17 protein-coding genes are annotated in these 16,706 nt (G+C 69.0%); 7 read left to right on the top strand and 10 right to left on the bottom strand.

The window, feature by feature from the left end; genetic code table 11:
- Nucleotide 1: 1 nt before the first annotated feature.
- Nucleotides 2-1,363 carry an acyclic terpene utilization AtuA family protein gene (locus LPA45_RS25920; protein WP_116319281.1) on the bottom strand — a complete coding sequence of 454 codons (1,362 nt, stop codon included), beginning with the start codon at nt 1,361-1,363 and terminating at the stop codon, nt 2-4.
- Between the two features lie 118 nt (nt 1,364-1,481).
- Here LPA45_RS25920 and LPA45_RS25925 point away from each other — a divergent pair, with 118 nt between their 5' ends.
- The gene (locus tag LPA45_RS25925; protein WP_116319350.1) at nt 1,482-2,387 is read left to right on the top strand and encodes a LysR family transcriptional regulator; all 906 of its coding nucleotides are present in this window, start codon (nt 1,482-1,484) and stop codon (nt 2,385-2,387) included.
- A gap of 75 nt (nt 2,388-2,462) precedes the next feature.
- Here LPA45_RS25925 and LPA45_RS25930 read toward each other — a convergent pair whose 3' ends face one another.
- The 8 genes from LPA45_RS25930 to LPA45_RS25965 form a co-directional block, all read right to left on the bottom strand.
- Nucleotides 2,463-3,275, bottom strand: coding sequence for an SDR family oxidoreductase (locus LPA45_RS25930; RefSeq protein ID WP_116319280.1), 813 nt, complete (start codon nt 3,273-3,275; stop codon nt 2,463-2,465).
- An 82-nt stretch (nt 3,276-3,357) separates the two neighbouring features.
- Nucleotides 3,358-4,494, bottom strand: coding sequence for an ABC transporter substrate-binding protein (locus LPA45_RS25935; RefSeq protein ID WP_317921690.1), 1,137 nt, complete (start codon nt 4,492-4,494; stop codon nt 3,358-3,360).
- Nucleotides 4,495-4,769: 275 nt separating this feature from the next.
- Nucleotides 4,770-5,282, bottom strand: a complete 513-nt coding sequence (locus LPA45_RS25940) for a DUF1269 domain-containing protein (RefSeq protein ID WP_116319276.1) — start codon at nt 5,280-5,282, stop codon at nt 4,770-4,772.
- A 272-nt stretch (nt 5,283-5,554) separates the two neighbouring features.
- Nucleotides 5,555-6,994 (bottom strand): acetate kinase, encoded by a 1,440-nt coding sequence (locus LPA45_RS25945; protein ID WP_116319274.1) that lies wholly within the window; start codon nt 6,992-6,994, stop codon nt 5,555-5,557.
- Between the two features lie 76 nt (nt 6,995-7,070).
- Nucleotides 7,071-7,979, bottom strand: coding sequence for a flagellin (locus LPA45_RS25950; protein ID WP_317921689.1), 909 nt, complete (start codon nt 7,977-7,979; stop codon nt 7,071-7,073).
- Between the two features lie 10 nt (nt 7,980-7,989).
- Nucleotides 7,990-8,688 carry a C39 family peptidase gene (locus tag LPA45_RS25955; protein ID WP_116319270.1) on the bottom strand — a complete coding sequence of 233 codons (699 nt, stop codon included), beginning with the start codon at nt 8,686-8,688 and terminating at the stop codon, nt 7,990-7,992.
- On the bottom strand, nt 8,688-9,119 hold the full coding sequence (locus LPA45_RS25960; RefSeq protein WP_116319269.1) for a hypothetical protein: 432 nt from the start codon (nt 9,117-9,119) through the stop codon (nt 8,688-8,690). Before LPA45_RS25960 ends, LPA45_RS25955 begins: the two co-directional genes overlap by 1 nt.
- 186 nt (nt 9,120-9,305) lie before the next feature.
- Entirely contained in the window at nt 9,306-10,550 is a 1,245-nt protein-coding gene (locus LPA45_RS25965; protein WP_317921688.1) for a hypothetical protein, read from the bottom strand.
- A gap of 55 nt (nt 10,551-10,605) precedes the next feature.
- Between LPA45_RS25965 and LPA45_RS25970 the strand changes: the two genes are divergently transcribed.
- From LPA45_RS25970 to LPA45_RS25990, 5 genes are all read left to right on the top strand, one after another.
- Nucleotides 10,606-10,866 carry a hypothetical protein gene (locus LPA45_RS25970; RefSeq protein ID WP_317921687.1) on the top strand — a complete coding sequence of 87 codons (261 nt, stop codon included), beginning with the start codon at nt 10,606-10,608 and terminating at the stop codon, nt 10,864-10,866.
- Nucleotides 10,867-11,684: 818 nt separating this feature from the next.
- The gene (locus LPA45_RS25975; protein WP_116319265.1) at nt 11,685-12,467 is read left to right on the top strand and encodes a GntR family transcriptional regulator; all 783 of its coding nucleotides are present in this window, start codon (nt 11,685-11,687) and stop codon (nt 12,465-12,467) included.
- Nucleotides 12,468-12,559: 92 nt separating this feature from the next.
- On the top strand, nt 12,560-13,609 hold the full coding sequence (locus tag LPA45_RS25980) for a tripartite tricarboxylate transporter substrate binding protein (RefSeq protein WP_116319263.1): 1,050 nt from the start codon (nt 12,560-12,562) through the stop codon (nt 13,607-13,609).
- 2 nt (nt 13,610-13,611) lie between these two features.
- Entirely contained in the window at nt 13,612-14,940 is a 1,329-nt protein-coding gene (locus LPA45_RS25985; RefSeq protein WP_116319262.1) for a 3-isopropylmalate dehydratase large subunit, read from the top strand.
- Nucleotides 14,941-14,999: 59 nt separating this feature from the next.
- The gene (locus LPA45_RS25990) at nt 15,000-15,521 is read left to right on the top strand and encodes a 3-isopropylmalate dehydratase (protein WP_116319260.1); all 522 of its coding nucleotides are present in this window, start codon (nt 15,000-15,002) and stop codon (nt 15,519-15,521) included.
- Between the two features lie 41 nt (nt 15,522-15,562).
- Here the strand turns inward: LPA45_RS25990 and LPA45_RS25995 are convergent, their stop codons facing one another.
- Nucleotides 15,563-16,258 carry a phosphoribosyltransferase gene (locus LPA45_RS25995; protein ID WP_116319258.1) on the bottom strand — a complete coding sequence of 232 codons (696 nt, stop codon included), beginning with the start codon at nt 16,256-16,258 and terminating at the stop codon, nt 15,563-15,565.
- Between the two features lie 263 nt (nt 16,259-16,521).
- On the opposite strand from LPA45_RS25995, the gene LPA45_RS26000 reads away from it, so the two are divergent.
- Complete coding sequence (locus tag LPA45_RS26000) at nt 16,522-16,701, top strand: hypothetical protein (RefSeq protein WP_116319256.1); 180 nt, start codon at nt 16,522-16,524, stop codon at nt 16,699-16,701.
- Nucleotides 16,702-16,706: the final 5 nt, after the last annotated feature.

Here is a 16,706-nt window from a genome sequence, read left to right on the forward strand (position 1 = left end):
CTCAGGCGATGAAGCGATGCGTGGCAGTGATGGCTTCGCGCGGCACCAGGCACGACACGGCGTTCAGGCGCGCGCGCTGCCCCGTGCGCACGCCACCGCCGCCGGCGGGGCCGCAGGTGTAGAGCGCGTTGACCTCGCGCAGCAGCGCCTGGGCCACCGCGGCATCGTCATGCGCCAGCGCCGCGCGCAGGCGCACGTCCTGCGCGTCGGCCTCATTCGGCTGGCGCTGGGCGAACATCGCGCCGGCGTCGTCGGCCAGGACGCTGAGCACGCCGATCAGGTCGAAGCGGATCGGCACGTCATGGCCCAGCATCTGCATGCGCCGGCGCAGGATATCGGCCGCCAGGCGCGCGCGGGCGGCGGCGTTGGGGCCGGCATAGGAGATCTCGCCTTCGGCCAGCCAGCCGCCGTGGCTGAACACATTGGCCTTGAGCTGCGCCGGCCGCGCGTGGCCGCGCACATTGCACACCCCCACGCGGTCGGGACCGAGCTGCGTGACAGTGACGGCGCCGATGTCGGCGACCACGTCCGGCGTCAGGTAGGCAGCCGGATCGTGGACTTCGTACAGCAATTGCTCCTTGACGGTGCGCAGGTCGACGCAGCCGCCGGTATTGGCTGCCTTGAAGATCTCGATGCTGCCGTCGGCGGCGAGCTGCGCGATCGGGAAGCCGACCGCGTGGACGTCGGGTACGTCCTTCATGCCGGGATCGGCAAAGTAGCCGCCGGTGACCTGGGCCCCGCATTCAAGCAGGTGGCCGGCCATGGTGGCGGCGGCCAGCCGGTCCCAGTCGTCCCACGACCAGCCGTGATGCGCCATCGCGGGCCCCACCACCAGCGCCGGGTCGGCAACGCGGCCGCACACCACGACCTGCGCGCCGTCGGCCAGGGCCGCGGCGATGCCCTGCGCGCCGATATAGGCATTGGCGCAGACAAAGCGCTCGGCATCGAAAGCGTCGCCAAGGATGCCCTGCAGCAGCGAACGGCCGGCGTCGTGCGAGAGATCGTCGCCTTCCACCACTGCCACGCGCGGCGCCGGCAGGCCGAGTTCGGCGGCGAGCTGCAGCACGCGCCGCGCCGCCGCGTGCGGATTGGCCGCGCCGAAATTGCCCACGATGGGAATGGCGTGCTGCAGGCACAGGCCGAGCACGGGCACCAGCAGCGCATCGAGCAGCGGCTCGTAGCCGTGCGCGGGATCGTTGCGCCGCGCCAGTTGCGCCAGCGCCAGCGTGCGTTCGGCCAGCGTCTCGAAGATCAGCGCCGCGGGCTGGCCGGCGGCGATCAGCGTGCGCACCACCGGCAGCGCGGCGTCGGTGCGGTCGCCGGAGAAGCCGGCGCCGGAGCCGATGAGCAAGGAAGCAGTCATGGTCGGGGGGCAAGGTTGTTGGCGGGGTCGAAGCCATTCTAGGCCGCACCCGTCCAGCCAAAAAATGGATTATTTGGATTAATCTATCGACTTGCTGGATAAATACGAATCCACGATGATGAACCTGTCGGCCAAGCACCTGCGCGCCTTCGTGGCGCTGGCGACCTACCGCAACTTCACCCGCGCGGCGCGCGCCTGCCACCTGTCGCAGTCGGCCTTCAGCGCGCTGGTGCAGACCCTGGAAGAGCAGGCCGGCAGCCGCCTGTTCGAGCGCACCACGCGCCACGTGGAGCTGAGCACTGACGGCGTGCGCTTCGAGCAGACCGCGCGGCGGCTGCTGGCGGACTTCGAAGCGGCGTTCGAAGACCTGCGCGCGCATGCCGAGCGGCGCAAGGGCCGCGTGTCGATCGCCGCGCTGCCGTCGCTGGCAGGCGGCGACCTGCCGCCGCTGCTGGCGCAGTTCCGCGAGCGCTATCCGGGCATCGTGCTGGAGCTGTTCGACCAGTTGGCCGATGGCTGCATCGAACTGGTCCGGCAAGGCCGCGCCGACTTTGCGCTGGCACCGGCGCCGGCGCAGGACGACGACCTGCGCGTCGAGCCGCTGGTGCGCGACACCTTCCACCTGGTGTGCCCGGCCGGCCATCCGCTGGCACGCAAGCGCCGCATCGCGCCGCAGGCGCTGGCGGGCGAGCCGTTTATCCAGCTGTCGCGCACGACCAGCGTGCGCCAGCATCTCGACGCGGCGCTGCACCCGCTGCGGCTGCACAGCGTGATGGAGGTGGAGCACCTGGCGACCGTGGCGGCGCTGGTGCAGGCGGGACTGGGCATCAGCGCGGTGCCGTCGCTGGCGCTGTTCCAGTTCCGGCGCGAGGGCCTGGCGATCCGGCCGCTGCAGCTGCCGTCACTGGTGCGCGATATCTGCCTGGTGCGGATGAAAGACCGCGGCGACTCCTCGGCGGCCGCTGCAATGATCGAAAGCCTGCAGGCGTTTTACCGCGGCGGCAAGACACCAACGCGGCGCTGAAATGCCACCGGAATGCCGCCACCACCGTCTCGGGGTGGCACGCAGAATTGGGTACGCTTGGCCGCTGGCGGCCTGTCAGAAGTGGCCGAGGTAGCCGCCGTCGACCGCCAGCACATGCCCGGTGATGTACGACGCCGCCGGCGATGCCAGGAACACCGCCGCCCCCGCAATCTCGTCCGGGCGGCCCCAGCGGCCCAGTGAGGTGCGCTGGCGCAGCCACTCGGCCACGCTCGCGTCATCGACCATCGGCTGGTTCGGTTCGGTGGCGAAGTAGCCGGGCGCGATCGCGTTGACGGTGACGCCGAAGCGGCCCAGGTCGGCGGCCAGCGCGCGTGTCAGCGCATCCAGGCCGCCCTTGGTGGCGGGATAGAGCACGTCGCCCGCGCGCGCCACCTGGCCCGCGATCGAGCTGACGTTGACGATGCGGCCGTACTGCCCGCGCTGCATCCGTTGCGCGGCATGACAGCACAGCGTGTAGGGCGCGACCAGGTTGGTCTCGAGCATGGCGCGCAGGTCACCGGCATCGAGATGCGCCATCGAGTTTCGGTTGCGCGCGCCGGCGTTGTTGACCAGGATGTCGAGCCGGCCGTGGGCGGCGTCGATCCGCGCGAACGCGGCCTCGACCGCTGCTTCGTCGGTGATGTCCAGCACCAGCGCCTCGGCGCTGCCGCCGCGCGCGGCCAGCGTGGCGACCGCGTCATGCACGCGTGCCTCGCTGCGCGCCGCCACCAGCACGTGGGCACCGGCATCGGCCAGCCCGGCGGCGATCGCCAGGCCCAGGCCCTGCGCGCCACCGGTCACCAGCGCGACACGGCCCTGCAACGAGAATGGGGTACGGCCGGCTGCCTGGGGCACGCCGGCATCGGGGGATGAGGTAGGAGTAGCCATGCGGGCGAATATACCGCAGCAGGCCGGGCCACATTGCGCGCGCCGGCGTGCGCCACGTGGCCACGCCCGCCGGATCAGCGCATCAGCGGATCAGCTTGCCCGTGGACGAGACGATCGACATCTCGACGAAGGACGAGCCGGTGTGGCGCGTGGGACTGTAGCTGATCAGGATGCCGCCGAGATCGTAGTCGCGCAGGCCTTCGAGTGCGCTGACCAGGCGCTCGCGCGTCGGCTCGGGCCCGGCGCGGCGCAGTCCTTCGACCAGTACCTTGGCCGACATGAAGCCTTCCATGCCGGCGTTGGACGGCTCCACGCCCTGCTGCCGGGCCTGGCTGCGGTATTCGCTGGCGAGCGTCATCTGGCTGGAGTTGGTCCCCGGCACCACCTGCGTGATGATCAGCCCGCGCGCATCGTCGCCCAGTTCGCGGATAAAGGAGTCGGCGGCGTTGTTCGACAACGTGACGAACTGCGCCTGGCTGCCGGCGCGGCGCAGCTCGCGGATGATGCGCGCGGCTTCCGAGCCCGAGCCGATCACCAGCACCGCCTGCGGGTTGGCCTTGTTCATGGCGGCAACGCCCTGGCTGATGTCGCCCATCGGCCGCGCGAAGCTGACGCTCGCCGCCGGCTGCACGCCGCGCGCCTGGAGCGCGGTGGTAAAGCCTTCGAGCACGTCCTGGCCGAAGCCGTCGGTGGTGTGGAAGATGCCGATCCGGCTCATGCCGGTGGTGGCCAGGTGGTTGATCGCACGCGCGACTTCATCCTGGTATTTGGCACGCACGTTGAACACGTAGCGGTTCACTGGGCGGTGCAGCGTGATCGCGCCGGTCAGCGGCGCCACCAGCGGCACCTTGTGCTCGGCGACCAGCGGCAGGATGCTCTCGTTCTGCGGCGTGCCGCGCACCATGAACAGCGCGAACACCTTGTCTTCGTCGAGCAGCTTGCGCACGTTGTCCGGCGTGCGCTTGGCATCGAAGCCGTCGTCGTAGGTGACCAGCTCGATGCGCCGTCCGCCCACGCCGCCGCTGGCGTTGACGCTACGCAGGTAAACCTGTGCGCCGGCGATCTGTTCCTTGACCGAACCGGCCACCGGGCCGGTGATACCCGCCGACTGGCCGATGCGGATGGTATTGCGGGTCACGCCCGGCTCCGCCTGCGCCGTTTGCGCAGCCCATCCCAGCGTGGCGGCCAGCACGCCGCACACGATCCATTTCGCTTTCATCGATTGTCCCCTCTTGTCTGTCGTTATTCTGTTGCGCGCCTGGGCGCGCTGCGCACTGTAAAGACAATGCGCCGTAGCGCAAATTACCGCATGCGTCACGTCAGGGCAAACAAGAGGTGGAGGGGTGTTGCAGCGGCATCACACCGGAACCGGATGGCGGTTCCGGCGTGGCCACCTACGCGCTAAGAGATGCGCGTGAGGGCGCGCCGCACGGGCGCGCGAGAGAGACTGCGAAAGCCCTTGCCGTCAGGACGGCAAGGCTTGCTGCGGACCGATCAGGGGAAGGCCGGCACTGCCGGATCGAGGCCGGCGAAGCGGGCTTCCGGGTGAGCGTTCTGCAGCAGCGTTTCGATTTCCTCGACGCGCCCGCGCGGCACGTCGACCATCAGCAGGATCTTGCCCGACTCGATGTCCTTCTCGAACGCGCGCAGGCGGCTGTTGGGCGCCGAGCTGCCGATCATGCTCGCGGCCCAGGCGCCGAACACCGCGCCGAGCACCGCCAGCACGCCGACGAGGCCCCATTGCGGCGTATCGCTGACGATCGGGAACATCGCCACCACCGCGCCAGCCACCACGCCCACGCCGCCGCCGACCACCAGGCCCATTTCCGCGGCATGGACGATGTCGGACGTCTGGAACAGGTTGGCTTCGTGCAAGCCCGTCATGTCGGCACCGTCGCGCGCCACGAAGTGGATGTGGCGGTTCTCGACGCGGGCGAGCAGCAAGTCGTCCATCGTGCGGCGGGCGCTCGCCAGGTCGGGCAACAACCAGAAGATGCGTTTGCGCATGTCTCTCTCCTTGTTCAGGCCGCGCCGATGGTGTGGGTAGACCGGTGAGAAAGTACCGCTGACGGCGCGGGGTTATTTCGTTGTACGCCGTTCGGGGGGCAAGCGCAAGGCAACTTCTGGAGCGCTTGGCATGCGCGCGCGCATGTGATGCGCGCGCGTGCCCTGCTGGTGCAAGGCACGCGTCACGTGAGCGAAATACGGCGGGAAAGCGCCTGGAATAGCGCTCCGAAAAGCGCTCCGAAAAGCGCCTCGACAGGCGCAGCGAAAGCGCCTCAGAAAGTGATCGGCAGGCGCAGGTTGACCTGCAGGTCGGGAGTGTCGCGCGTCAGGCCCGCACCCACCGACAGGTTCAGCGTGTAGCGGTCATTGAAACGATACGAATAGCCCACCAGCAGCGTGCCCTGCGTGATGCGCACCGAGCCCGGCACGGTCTGTCCGTTCTGCTTGGTCGGCCAGATGATGGCCTGGTCATAGCCGATACTGAACGACGCCTTCTCGTTGAGCGACAGGCCCATGCCGAAGCTGAACTCGAAGATATCGCCCGGGGCGATCTTGCCAAGGTTTTCGGTCTGGCCGTTGAGTACGGTGCGGCTGACGTTGTTGCGCGCAAAGTTGTGCAGGTAGCTGAAGGTGCCGAAGAACACCGCCGGATCGGTTGGCAGCAGCCAGGTGATACCCGGCTGGAGCGCCTGGAAGCCGGTGCCGGTCGGCAGCCCGAGCGGCAGGCCGGTGCCGGTGGTATTGCCCACGCAGCGCGTCACGCAATCGGTCACCACTTCGAACGGATCCTTGCCGGTGGCCGACTTGTAGCGCAGCCAGCCGACGAAGTACGGCATCTTCTCGTTGCCGTAGTTGAGCTGGTAGCGCACCGTCGCTTCGACGTCGCCCAGGCCGGCGCCGCTGGCATTGAACACGTTGTCGACGGCGGTGCCGGTAAAGACCTCGCGGCTGATGGTCGAGCCGGAAGTCTTCACGTAAGGCACCTTGGCTTCGATTTCAAACCGCTTGGTCACGCCATAGCGCAGCGCGATCGACGGGATGTAGGTCGAGGTCTTGACCTCGCGCACGTCGAGCAGGCCGATCAGGATGGCGGGGATGACCGTGTAGCCGACCAGCGCCACGCGGTTGTTTGACGAGTAGCCGTACTGGAAGCCAGGCTCGACCACCAGCTTGCCCTGCGCGGTCAGCACGCCGGGCTGGTCGATGATCGGCGCGATCTCGGGCGGCCGGGTCTCGCGCTCGGGCGGACGGCCCACGGGCTCTTCCACGGCCACGGTCTGCGGGTTGGCGGACTCGCCCGCCTGCGGGCCCTGCGCGACATCCTGCGGCGGCTGCAGCGTGATCTGCTGCGGGTTGTTGACCGCATTGGGCGCGCTCTGCGCCGCGCTGGCCGCCGCTGCAGCGGTGGCGGCATTGGTGGCGTTGTTGGACGGCGACACACCGCCGCCGACACCCTGGCCGCCGCGCTTGGTGGCCAGCACTTCGTTGCTGATGACGCTGCGCAGCTCGCGGATGACTGCCTCTTGTTCGGCCAGTGCCCGCTTCATGGCGTCGAGCTGGGTGGCCTGATCGGCGAGTTCCCTTTGCAACGTTTCCAGGCCCGCTGCGGGGACGCCCGCATCGGTCGGCGTCTGGGCCTGTGCCAGGCCGCCGAGCAACAGCAACGTCGAGCATCCGGCATTCCGGATGCCCTGCATCGACCGCTTCTTCATCACGTCTTCCTCCCCCGGGACGGGCGGGCTGTTGGTCAGGAGCCCGCAACCTGTACTGCCCTCTGCTGCGCTACGATTACCTCATGCTGGCGGCCCGCATCAACGCATCCTGCAGCGTCGAGTTAGCCAATTGCGACCGGAAAGCCTGCAGCGTATTCACGCTTGCGTCGATTGTCATCAGGCTCCGGATGCTCTGGTTGTCCATGCTGTTCTGAATCACCGTGGTGGGCGTGCCGGCCAGCGATCCCACCGCGGCCGCGTTGCCAGCGCCGTTCTGGATGACATTGAGCAACCCGTTGGTCGTCACCTGGCCAGTGCCCGTACTGACGACCGTGCCGGGCAGGCCGGCAGCCCCGCTGGCACTGGCGCTGCCACCCGCGGCCGCCGAGGCTGAGGACGAGCTACCTCCGGCAGCGCCCGCTGCCGACGCCGAAGCGCCGGCACTGCCTGCACTGCCTGCACTGCCTGCACTCGCACTGCCGCCACTGGAGCCCAGTTGCGTGCCTGCGGTGACTGGATTGCTGGCCAGCGCGGCGTTGACCGACGCGTTGGTGGCATTGACGATTGCCGGACCGAGCGAAGTTGCCAGCCGAGCCGCCTGGTCCGCTGTGATGCGGCTGACGTCCGGGATGTTAATGCTGGTTGCGACGACCAGGGCCCCGTTGATGTACACCGCGCGTTCGATACCGAACGCAACTTGCAGGCCCGGCATCTCGAAGCCGCCCCGCATGTCGTCGAGCTTTTCTTGTGCGACCGGCTTCCAGCCGGCCATGCTGCCGCGCGCGGCAGCCACGGGTGAGTTGTCCTGGTCGCGGGCCGACGTGGCCGCCTGCGACGGCAGCGCCGACGGGTCAAGGCTGTCGGGCTGCGCTAGCGAACCGGCATGCGCCACGCCGGCACAGGCCAGACCGGCACCGAGCAGCATCGCCGCCGCCGAAATGGCGGTTCGCGGTGCAGCAGGGGTCGGGAGGGAAGTCTGCAACATGATGCATTCCTCAGAAGTCGCCAACGCCATGCTTGGGCATGACGGTGAAGAACAGGCTATCCCGGTTGACTCCCATCCAGTAAGGGCCGCTGGGCGCCAGGCGCCAGTCCGCAGCCACGTTGAAGCGTGCGTTGTCCGTGCGGTTGTGGATCACGAACAACAACTGGCTCTGCCAGATCTTCTCGAAGTGCTCGCGTGAAAGCGCTCTCGTGCCGCGCGCGGGATCGCCGACGAGTACGCGGTTGCCTTTCACACCCTTGACCACCACGAAATGGTGGTAACCGTTTTCCACGATCAGCACGATGGCAGGGATCTGTGTTTCCTCGAGCTTGGACAGCGGCAGCTCATAGCCGTCCGCCTCATAGCCCAGCGCGCCCAGGAAACGTTTCATGTCCAGCAGCGAGAACCCTTCGGCACGTATCTTTTCCTGGTCGCCGTTGAGGTACATGTTCTGGAACACCGTGGCCTCGTTCATCGGATGGCCGTACTGGTAAGTCAGCAGCGTGGCCACCGCGGCCGAGCCGCAGCTGAAATCGTATTGCTGGCGAATCGTGGATTTGAAGCGCGCTTCGCGAACGCTGGTGACCCTGACGCTGTAGGGTTCGCCGACCGGACCGTAGAGATAGACATCCGCGGCGTTGGCACAGGGGATGAGCCCCGCCGCCAGTGCGAACGGAACAGACGCCAACAGGTTGCGCAGCAGCTTCATCATCTGAACTGGACGTTGACGATCGTTGCGTTCTGGATCAGCACGTTGGAGCCGGAGTTCTGGATCGCGGTAGGTATGCCGGCCGCGTTCGCGAAAGCTCCTTCGGTGATCCGGTTTGCGCCGGATACGACATTGACCGCGGCGTTTTCAGCGACCGTGCCGTGCAGGCGCATATCGTTCACGGTGACCTCGGCGCCACCGCGGATATCGTCTAGTTTAGACACGGGTACAGCTTTCGCCACCCCGCCAAACAAAGTATTGACTGCGGCGGGAGGCGTTGTATCTGTCGCCGCCTGCTGAGTGCCTGCCGCAGCACTGCTTGCGGCAGCCATGGCGGCTTCCAGCCCCGGCGGCTCTGCGTGAGCCTGCAGTGCTGGCCAGGCCAGCAGGACCGTCGTGAGTGCTCCGACGGCAAAGCGGACCGTTTGCATGGTGTCATCCTCCCCAGCCCCGCGCGCGCGCCATCCGGGCGGCAGCGAAGACATTTAGGCTTGCGTAGGCATGGACAGGAACCTGGCGCCCGCGCACAGGATGCGGGCGCCAGTCCTGCCGGCAAGACTTCGAAGTGGCGGCCCGTCCTGGCACAAGGCTCAGGCCGGGCCGATGCTGCGCGCGTCTTACCTGCCCGCGTTGACGTTGGCCTGAACGTTCACGCTCATTTGCGTCAGCGAGGCGGCGCCGCTGTTCTGGCTCGCCATCATGACGCCCGCCGCGGTCTGACCAACGCTGGTCATGACGTTGGACATATTGAACGTACCCGCGTCGACGTAGTTGTAGCCGCCAGCACCACCAGCACCGCCAGCGCCGCCGTTGCCGACACCGCCAACGCCACCGGTACCGCCGGTGCCCGCACCGCCAGCACCACCGGAACCGCCGGCGCCGCCGCTACCCGTGGTAGCGCTGCCGTTCGAGGCTGAAGTGCTGGCGCTGCCTGCAGATGCCGCACCGCCAGCGCCACCGGCGCCACCGGAAGCAGTCTGCGTGCCGCCGGCACCGCCAGTGCCCGAACCCGCGCCGCCAGTCGACGACGAGGCCGCGGTGTTCGTGCCGCCGGCACCGCCACTGCCCGTGCCCGCGCCGCCAGCTGCCGTGGCGCCCGCACCGTTCGTGCCACCGGCACCGCCGGAGCCGCTGCCCGCACCACCGGTCGCCGATGCGCTGGAGGTTCCGGCACCGCCTGTGCCACCGGTAGCGCCCGCGGCGCCGCCCGTGCCAGAGCCAGCACCAGCCGTATTGGTCCCGGTCGCGCCTGCGCCGGCACCCGCACCGCCCGCACCGCCCACGTCGGCACCGCGGCCATTGGCGCTGCCACCCGCACCACCCGAGCCACCTGCCGCACCGGCCAGACCGCCAAGGGCGCCGCTGGCACCCAGGGCATCACCACCGATCGCACCGGCGCTGCCGCCGCGGCCGCCTGCACCGAGCGAAGCGCTCAGAGCACCGCCACCCTTGCCAACGCCGTCGCCACCGCTGGCGCCCGCGGCACCTGCCGCGCCAAGCGCGCCGCCGCCCTTGCCGTAGCCGTCGCCGCCGCTGGCGCCCTTGGCGCCCGCCGCGCTAAGCGCGCTGCCACCCTTGCCATAGCCGTCGCCGCCATTGGCACCCCAGTTGGAGGCACGTCCGCCGTCGCCGCCATCGCCGGCCTTGGCCGAGCCGGCCTTGGCCCAATCAGCCGTGGCGCTGCCATTGGAAGCGCTGGCGCTGCCGCCCGCGGCGCCGACTGCGCCGTTGCCGCCCGAGCCACCCTGGCCGGTGCCACCGGCGCCGCCCGTGCCACCCTTGCCACCGTAGCCAGTGCCGCCGTTGGCGTTACCGCTGTTAGTGGCAATGTTGCCGATGCCATAGACATTGTTGCCGCTCACGGCGCCGTTCAGCTTGCTGAGCGCGATTGCCGTGGTCTTGTTGAAGGAGCTGGCAATGCTGGACGATGCGGCACCGCCGACGGCAGCGGCGCTGCCGAGACCGGAGGCCGAAGCCTTCGTTACGTTGTCGGAATTGCTCTTGGTCTTGTTATTCGAGCCAGACTTGTCGATGCCGACCGTGACGGTGTTGGTCTTCGTGCTCGTGCTGCTGTCGGTGAACGTACGCGAGCTGTTGTCGTTCGCCTGGATAGCCTTCGAATATTCATTCGCCGACGCTCCGGACCCGCTTTGCGTCGAGGTTGCCGTAGCGCTCTGATTGTTATCGCCACCGCCTCTTACGCCATCGTTGTTGGTGGTCGGATTTGCCCACGCGGAACTCGCAAATGCCATGGCAATTGCCGACGCCAGTAAGGTCTTTTTCATTCCTAGCTCCCAGGAGTATTCACAGTGTCACTGCGGCTCAGCCTCCGGCCGGCGCTCAAGTCCGGAACGACGGCTGGAGGTTCAGGTCCGGCACCTGCCAAACCGACCAGCCCTTGCGCATAATCGGTGCCAGCTTCTCCACGTCGGACGGCAAACCCTTGTAATACAAGGCCTGCCTGCCGCCAGCCGGGGAACTTTCTGGCCGCTTGCGCCATCAATGGGGGCCCGGCCGCTGTGCACGGCAAACGACATGTCACATCGGTGTGACAGCGCCCCCTGACGCGGCTCAGGGGTAACGCCAAGACCCTAAAAAAACCCATTAATTTTCAAAGCCTTACCGACGGACCTAGGATTTGCCCGAGGCGCCATGCCACGTATCGGGCCTGAAACACGATCCCCGAGGTGCCGCCCCCGCCGCCCATGTGGGCTCCCACACATAGCGGTGATGTCCGTTTTTCGCCGCACGGTTCCGGCCATCGTTGCCTTCACCCGGGCGGGGTGCCACCCGGCCCCGGCGCGGCGCCACCGGCACGCGCGCGGCCGATGGCGTGTGATCGGCCACAGGCTTGGCGCAAAGGGGCGGTCATGCTGCAGCGCCGCGCGCGGAGGTTGTATCCGAAGCGTCTCAGCCGCGATCCTTGCTAGGCTCTATGTCTGATTTACAGTACATTAGAGGCATTACAGACTTGTCATCTCTCCACAAGGGAAACCATGAGTGAAGCCGTCGTTCCCCTGTATCACCAGATTTACGTGGTACTGCGCCAGCAGATCGTCGAAGGCCGCTTCGGCCAGGGTCCCCTCCCGGGAGAGATCGACCTGGCCAAGCAGTTCCACGCCTCTCGCGTGACCATGCGGCGCGTGTTTGACCGCCTGGTGCAGGAAGGCCTGGTGCGGCGCCACCGCGGTCTCGGCACCTTCGTCAATCCGCACCCGGTGCGCCCCGCATCGGCCACCGAGGAGCGCGGCTCCAGCCTGCTCGACAACATCATCGACATGGGCCAGAAGACGTCCGTGAAGGTGATTTCGATCGACGAAGTCCATGCCACGCCCGACGTGGCAGAGTCGCTGGGGCTGCAGCCGGGCGACCCTGTCATCAAGATCGTGCGCGTGCGCCACTACCGCAACCGGCCGCTGTCGCATATCACGGTCTACCTGCCCGCGGACCTGGGCCGCCCGATCTCGCGCAAGGCGCTCGAGGAAACGCCGGTGCTGCGCCTGCTCGAAGCCGGCGGCGTCAAGCTGGGCCGTGCCAGCCAGGTGCTGTCGGCGCGCCTGGCCGACGTGGTGGTGGCGCCGCTGCTGGACGTGCCGGTCGGCGGCGCGCTGCTGGCGGTGCGCCGCGTGGTGAAAGACCAGGCCGGCCGCCCGGTGCAGCTGCTGCTCGGCCAGTACCGTCCCGACCGCTACGAGTACCGCATGGAACTGTCGCCCGCCGGCGTGGACAGCGCCAACGTCTGGGTGGAAAGCGAAACCCGCCCGGGCCTGCGCGACTAAGCCTGCCCGCGCGCCGCTAAGGCAAAGGATGCGCGGGCACCCGGAGTCGGGCGATACTGCGCTCTCCTGATCACATCAAGCGAGGAGTCGTCATGCCAGTGTTCCGCCTGGTTTCGTCCAGCCCGACCCGTTTGTCTCCGCCCGCGCACGCTCGCCGCACCGCGCTGCGCCGGGTTGCCGCCATGGCCGCCTGCGGGCTGATCCTGCCGCTCGCCGCCGCCGCCCAGGGGCAGGGCCACGGGCAGGGGATTGCCGGCGGCAAGCCGATCCGGATCCTGGTGGGCGCCCCCGCCGGCGGCACCACCGACACGCTGGCGCGCACCATCGCCCAGGAGATGTCGCAACTGCTGGAGCAGTCCGTGGTGGTCGAGAACCGCCCCGGCGCCGGCGGCAATATCGCCGCCGACCTGGTCGCCAAGAGCGCGCCGGACGGCAGCACGCTGCTGATGAGCTTCACCAGCCACACCATCAACGCCACGCTGTACAAGAAGCTGCCGTTCGACCCCGTGCAGGATTTCACGCCGATCACCCTGGTCGCCACCGTGCCAAGCGTGCTGGTAGCCACGCCCAGGCTGCCGGCCAATAACGTGCCCGAGCTGATCCGGCTGGCGCGCGCGCAGCCGGGCAAGCTGAACTTCGCCATCGGCTCGGTCGGCTCGTCGCTGCACATGGCCGGCGACATGTTCAAGATGATGACCGGCACCTATATCGTCAACATCCCGTACAAGGGCACCGCGCCGGCGCTCACCGACGTGCTGGCCGGCCAGTGCGACCTGATGTTCGCCAGCACGATCAACGTGCTGCCGCACGTGCGCGCCGGCAAGCTCAAGGTGCTGGGCGTGACCAGCCCGGCGCCGCTGCCGCAGTTCCCGGGCGCCGCGCCGATCGGCGCGACCGTCAAGGGCTTCGAGTCGAGCGCGTGGTTCGGCCTGTTCGGGCCGGCCGGCATGCCGGCCGAACTCACCCAGGCGCTCTACCAGGCAGCCCGCAAGGGACTGGAATCGCCGGCGGTGCGCAAGCGCCTGGAAAACGACGGCGCGCAGCCGGTTGGCATGGCGCCCGAGGCGTTCGCCGGCTTTGTCCGCCAGGACGTGAAGCGCTGGGCCTCGGTGGTCAAGTATTCGGGGGCATCGCCGGAATGAGCATGCTTGCGGACTCCCCTTGCGCCGAGGCAACTGCCAGGCCGGCAACCACGAGGCCGGCGACGCTGGCCCAGAAGCTGGTCGCCCGCGCGGCCGCGCTGGACTACGCCGAGATCGGCACGGTGGCGATGTGCCGGGTCGACCTGGCGATGTCGCATGACTCCAGCGGCCCGCGCCGCGTCGCGCCACTGCTGCAGGAGCTTGGGGTGGGCGTGTGGGACCCGTCGCGCTACGTCGTGGTGACCGACCACTTCGTGCCGGGTGGCGATGCACAGGCCGAATCGATCCTGCGCTTCACCCGCGACTGGACGCGCCAGGCCGGCGCCGAGCTGATCGATGCCGAGGGCATCTGCCACGTGGTGCTGCCCGAACGCGGGCATGTGCTGCCGGGCCGGTTGATCGTCGGCGGCGACAGCCACAGCCCGACCGGCGGCGCGTTCGGCGCCTATATGTTCGGCGTGGGCGCCACCGAGATGGCCGGCGTGTTGGCCACCGGCGAGATCTGGCTGCGCGTGCCGCATACGATCCGGCTGGAATGGGACGGCGTGCTCGCACCCGGGGTCTGCGCCAAGGACATCATGCTGTTCCTGTGCGCCACGCTCGGCATGGGTGGCGGACGCTACGAAGCGCTTGAATTCACCGGCAGCGCCGTCGCCGCGCTGCCGCTGCAGGAGCGCATGACACTGGCCAACATGAGCGCCGAACTGGGCGCGCAGACCGGCCTGGTCGCACCCGATGCGGTCACGCTGGACTGGCTGGCCCAGGCCGGCGTGCCGGCGCACGTGCTGGCGCAGATCGACCTGGCGCACTGGCGCACTGACGCGCAGGCGCCGGTGCTGGCGCACCACCGCTTCGACTCCGCCGCGCTGGCGCCGCAGGTGGCCGCGCCGCATTCGCCGGCCAACAGCGCGCCGGTCGACCAGGCCGCCGGCGAGCCGGTGCAGATCGCCTACCTTGGCGCCTGCACCGGCGCCAAGCTCGAAGACCTGCGCATGGCCGCGCGCGTGTTGCGCGGCCGCCGCGTTGCACCGGGCGTCACGCTGCAGGTGGCCGCCGCCTCGCGCCGCGACCAGCAACAGGCCGAACGCGAAGGCACGCTCGCCATCCTGGCCGAGGCCGGCGCCAGCCTGCTGCCCAATGCCTGCGGCGCCTGCGCCGGCTATGGCGCCGCGCGCTTTCCCGCCGGCAGCCGTGCCATCGCCTCGACCGCCCGCAATTTTTCCGGACGCATGGGCGATGCGGGCAGCGCGGTGTGGCTGGGTTCGCCGATGACCGTGGCCGCCAGCGCCGTCACCGGCCGCATTACCGACCCGCGCACCTTGCTGGCATAAATCATCAATAACGACGCAGCCTGACCACGTGCCCGCGCAGGCGGGCCAGATCTCTTTGCATGACTGCCCCTACCATCCCAACCCCGGGCCCCGCCCCGGCCGGCCGCATCTGGCGTTTCGGCGATAACGTCGACACCGATGCCATGGCCCCTGCCGTGCTGATGAAATCGCCGCTGCCCGTGCTGGCGCGGCACTGCCTGGCGTCACTGCGCCCGGAGTTTCCGGATAGCGTGCGACCGGGCGATGTGGTGGTAGCGGGCGCCAACTTCGGCATCGGCTCCTCGCGCGAGCAGGCGCCACAGGCGCTGCGCGAGCTGGGCGTAGGCGCGGTGGTAGCACTGTCGTTCGGCGGGCTGTTCTACCGCAATGCGATCAACCTGGGCTTGCCGGTGCTGGTATGCGCGGACGCCGGCCGGCTGGCCGACGGCGCCCGGGCGGCGCTGGACCTGGAGACCGCGTTGCTGCGCCTGGACGATGGCAGCACGCTGGCGTGCGAGCCGATCCCGGGCTTCCTGCGCGAGATCCTCGCCGCCGGCGGGCTGGTGCCGCACCTGAAGCGGCGCCTGGCCGCCCGGAACTGAGGCGGCCTGCTTGTGCCGGCCTGCTTGTGCCGGCCTGTGCGTCAGCCGGCGCGCGTCGTGGCCGCCTGGCGCAGCAGCCCGAGTGCCTCGTCGTCGCTGGTCTGGGTGAAATCCAGGTAGAAGGAGCCGACCGCGCCGAAGTTGGGCGGCGTGTTCAGGCAGATCACCTCGTCGGCGGCGGGCTGCAGGCTGGCCAGCCCTTCCAGCGCGCCAACCGGCGTGGCCGCGATCACGCGCGCGGCGCCGGCCATGCGCACGCCTTCCAGTGCGGCGCGCATGGTCGCCCCGGTGGCAACGCCGTCATCGACCACGATCACGGTACGCCCGGCCCGCGTCGGCACCGGCGCCCCACCGCGATAGCGCTGCTGGCGCCGGGCGATCTCGTCGAGCTGGCGCCCGCGTTCGGCATCGAAGCTGCCGCTTTCCACCGCGCGGCGCGCCCAGGGATCGTCGTTCACCACCGTATGCGGCCCGCCGCCGCCGGCATCGCCCTCGACTACGGCGCCCAGCGCCAGCTCCGGGTAACCGGTGGCGCCGATCTTGCGCACCAGCAGCACGTCAAGCTGCGCCGCGAGGGCGCGCGCCACCTCGAAGGCGACCGGCACGCCGCCGCGCGGGAGCGCCAGCACCAGCGCCGGCTGGCCCAGCTTGTCGGCGCCGAAGCCCAGTTCCGCCAGGTGGCGGCCGAGGTAATGGCCGGCTTCGCGGCGATCGGCAAAGCACGGTGGGACTGGCATGGCGCGCTCCCGGTTGGCTGGCTGGCCGGCCGGGAGGGTTCCCGGCCGGGGTGGCCCTTCGGCCAATATAGACCCTGCCGCGCAAGGCGTCGGCGCAACTCGCGAGTTGTTCTCATCCGCCGTCAACGTCACCCAAGGCGCCATGATTGGATGCGATTGCGCAACAGTGTGTTCAAGGCAGGGGGGCTGATCCCGGCCGCCTGGCGCATTAGGATTGTTGCGTTGCCAACCGCCGGCCCGGCCGGCCCTTCGACGCACTGAAAATGACTTCGCAAGCCCTTGCCCTGCACCCTGCCCACCAATCCGACGCCACCGACGCCGCCAGCCTGAACGCGCCCGACATCCCCTTCGGCTCGCTCGAGGCCGCCGCGCTCGCCGAACTGCCGTACACCTTCCGTCCGTCCGGCACCTGCACCGGCTACTACAACGAATTCTTCGGCTGACCGTT

Source organism: Cupriavidus sp. Agwp_2 (assembly GCF_040784895.1).
GTDB lineage: Bacteria > Pseudomonadota > Gammaproteobacteria > Burkholderiales > Burkholderiaceae > Cupriavidus.

Excerpts from the sequence above, each read along its gene's own strand:
- LPA45_RS25920 (WP_116319281.1), bottom strand. The coding sequence starts at position 1,363 with ATGACTGCTTCCTTGCTCATCGGCTCCGGCGCCGGCTTCTCCGGCGAC.
- LPA45_RS25925 (WP_116319350.1), top strand. The coding sequence starts at position 1,482 with ATGAACCTGTCGGCCAAGCACCTGCGCGCCTTCGTGGCGCTGGCGACC.
- LPA45_RS25930 (WP_116319280.1), bottom strand. The coding sequence starts at position 3,275 with ATGGCTACTCCTACCTCATCCCCCGATGCCGGCGTGCCCCAGGCAGCC.
- LPA45_RS25935 (WP_317921690.1), bottom strand. The coding sequence starts at position 4,494 with ATGAAAGCGAAATGGATCGTGTGCGGCGTGCTGGCCGCCACGCTGGGA.
- LPA45_RS25940 (WP_116319276.1), bottom strand. The coding sequence starts at position 5,282 with ATGCGCAAACGCATCTTCTGGTTGTTGCCCGACCTGGCGAGCGCCCGC.
- LPA45_RS25945 (WP_116319274.1), bottom strand. The coding sequence starts at position 6,994 with ATGAAGAAGCGGTCGATGCAGGGCATCCGGAATGCCGGATGCTCGACG.
- LPA45_RS25950 (WP_317921689.1), bottom strand. The coding sequence starts at position 7,979 with ATGTTGCAGACTTCCCTCCCGACCCCTGCTGCACCGCGAACCGCCATT.
- LPA45_RS25955 (WP_116319270.1), bottom strand. The coding sequence starts at position 8,688 with ATGAAGCTGCTGCGCAACCTGTTGGCGTCTGTTCCGTTCGCACTGGCG.
- LPA45_RS25960 (WP_116319269.1), bottom strand. The coding sequence starts at position 9,119 with ATGCAAACGGTCCGCTTTGCCGTCGGAGCACTCACGACGGTCCTGCTG.
- LPA45_RS25970 (WP_317921687.1), top strand. The coding sequence starts at position 10,606 with ATGCTGGACGATGCGGCACCGCCGACGGCAGCGGCGCTGCCGAGACCG.
- LPA45_RS25975 (WP_116319265.1), top strand. The coding sequence starts at position 11,685 with ATGAGTGAAGCCGTCGTTCCCCTGTATCACCAGATTTACGTGGTACTG.
- LPA45_RS25980 (WP_116319263.1), top strand. The coding sequence starts at position 12,560 with ATGCCAGTGTTCCGCCTGGTTTCGTCCAGCCCGACCCGTTTGTCTCCG.
- LPA45_RS25985 (WP_116319262.1), top strand. The coding sequence starts at position 13,612 with ATGCTTGCGGACTCCCCTTGCGCCGAGGCAACTGCCAGGCCGGCAACC.
- LPA45_RS25990 (WP_116319260.1), top strand. The coding sequence starts at position 15,000 with ATGACTGCCCCTACCATCCCAACCCCGGGCCCCGCCCCGGCCGGCCGC.
- LPA45_RS25995 (WP_116319258.1), bottom strand. The coding sequence starts at position 16,258 with ATGCCAGTCCCACCGTGCTTTGCCGATCGCCGCGAAGCCGGCCATTAC.
- LPA45_RS26000 (WP_116319256.1), top strand. The coding sequence starts at position 16,522 with ATGACTTCGCAAGCCCTTGCCCTGCACCCTGCCCACCAATCCGACGCC.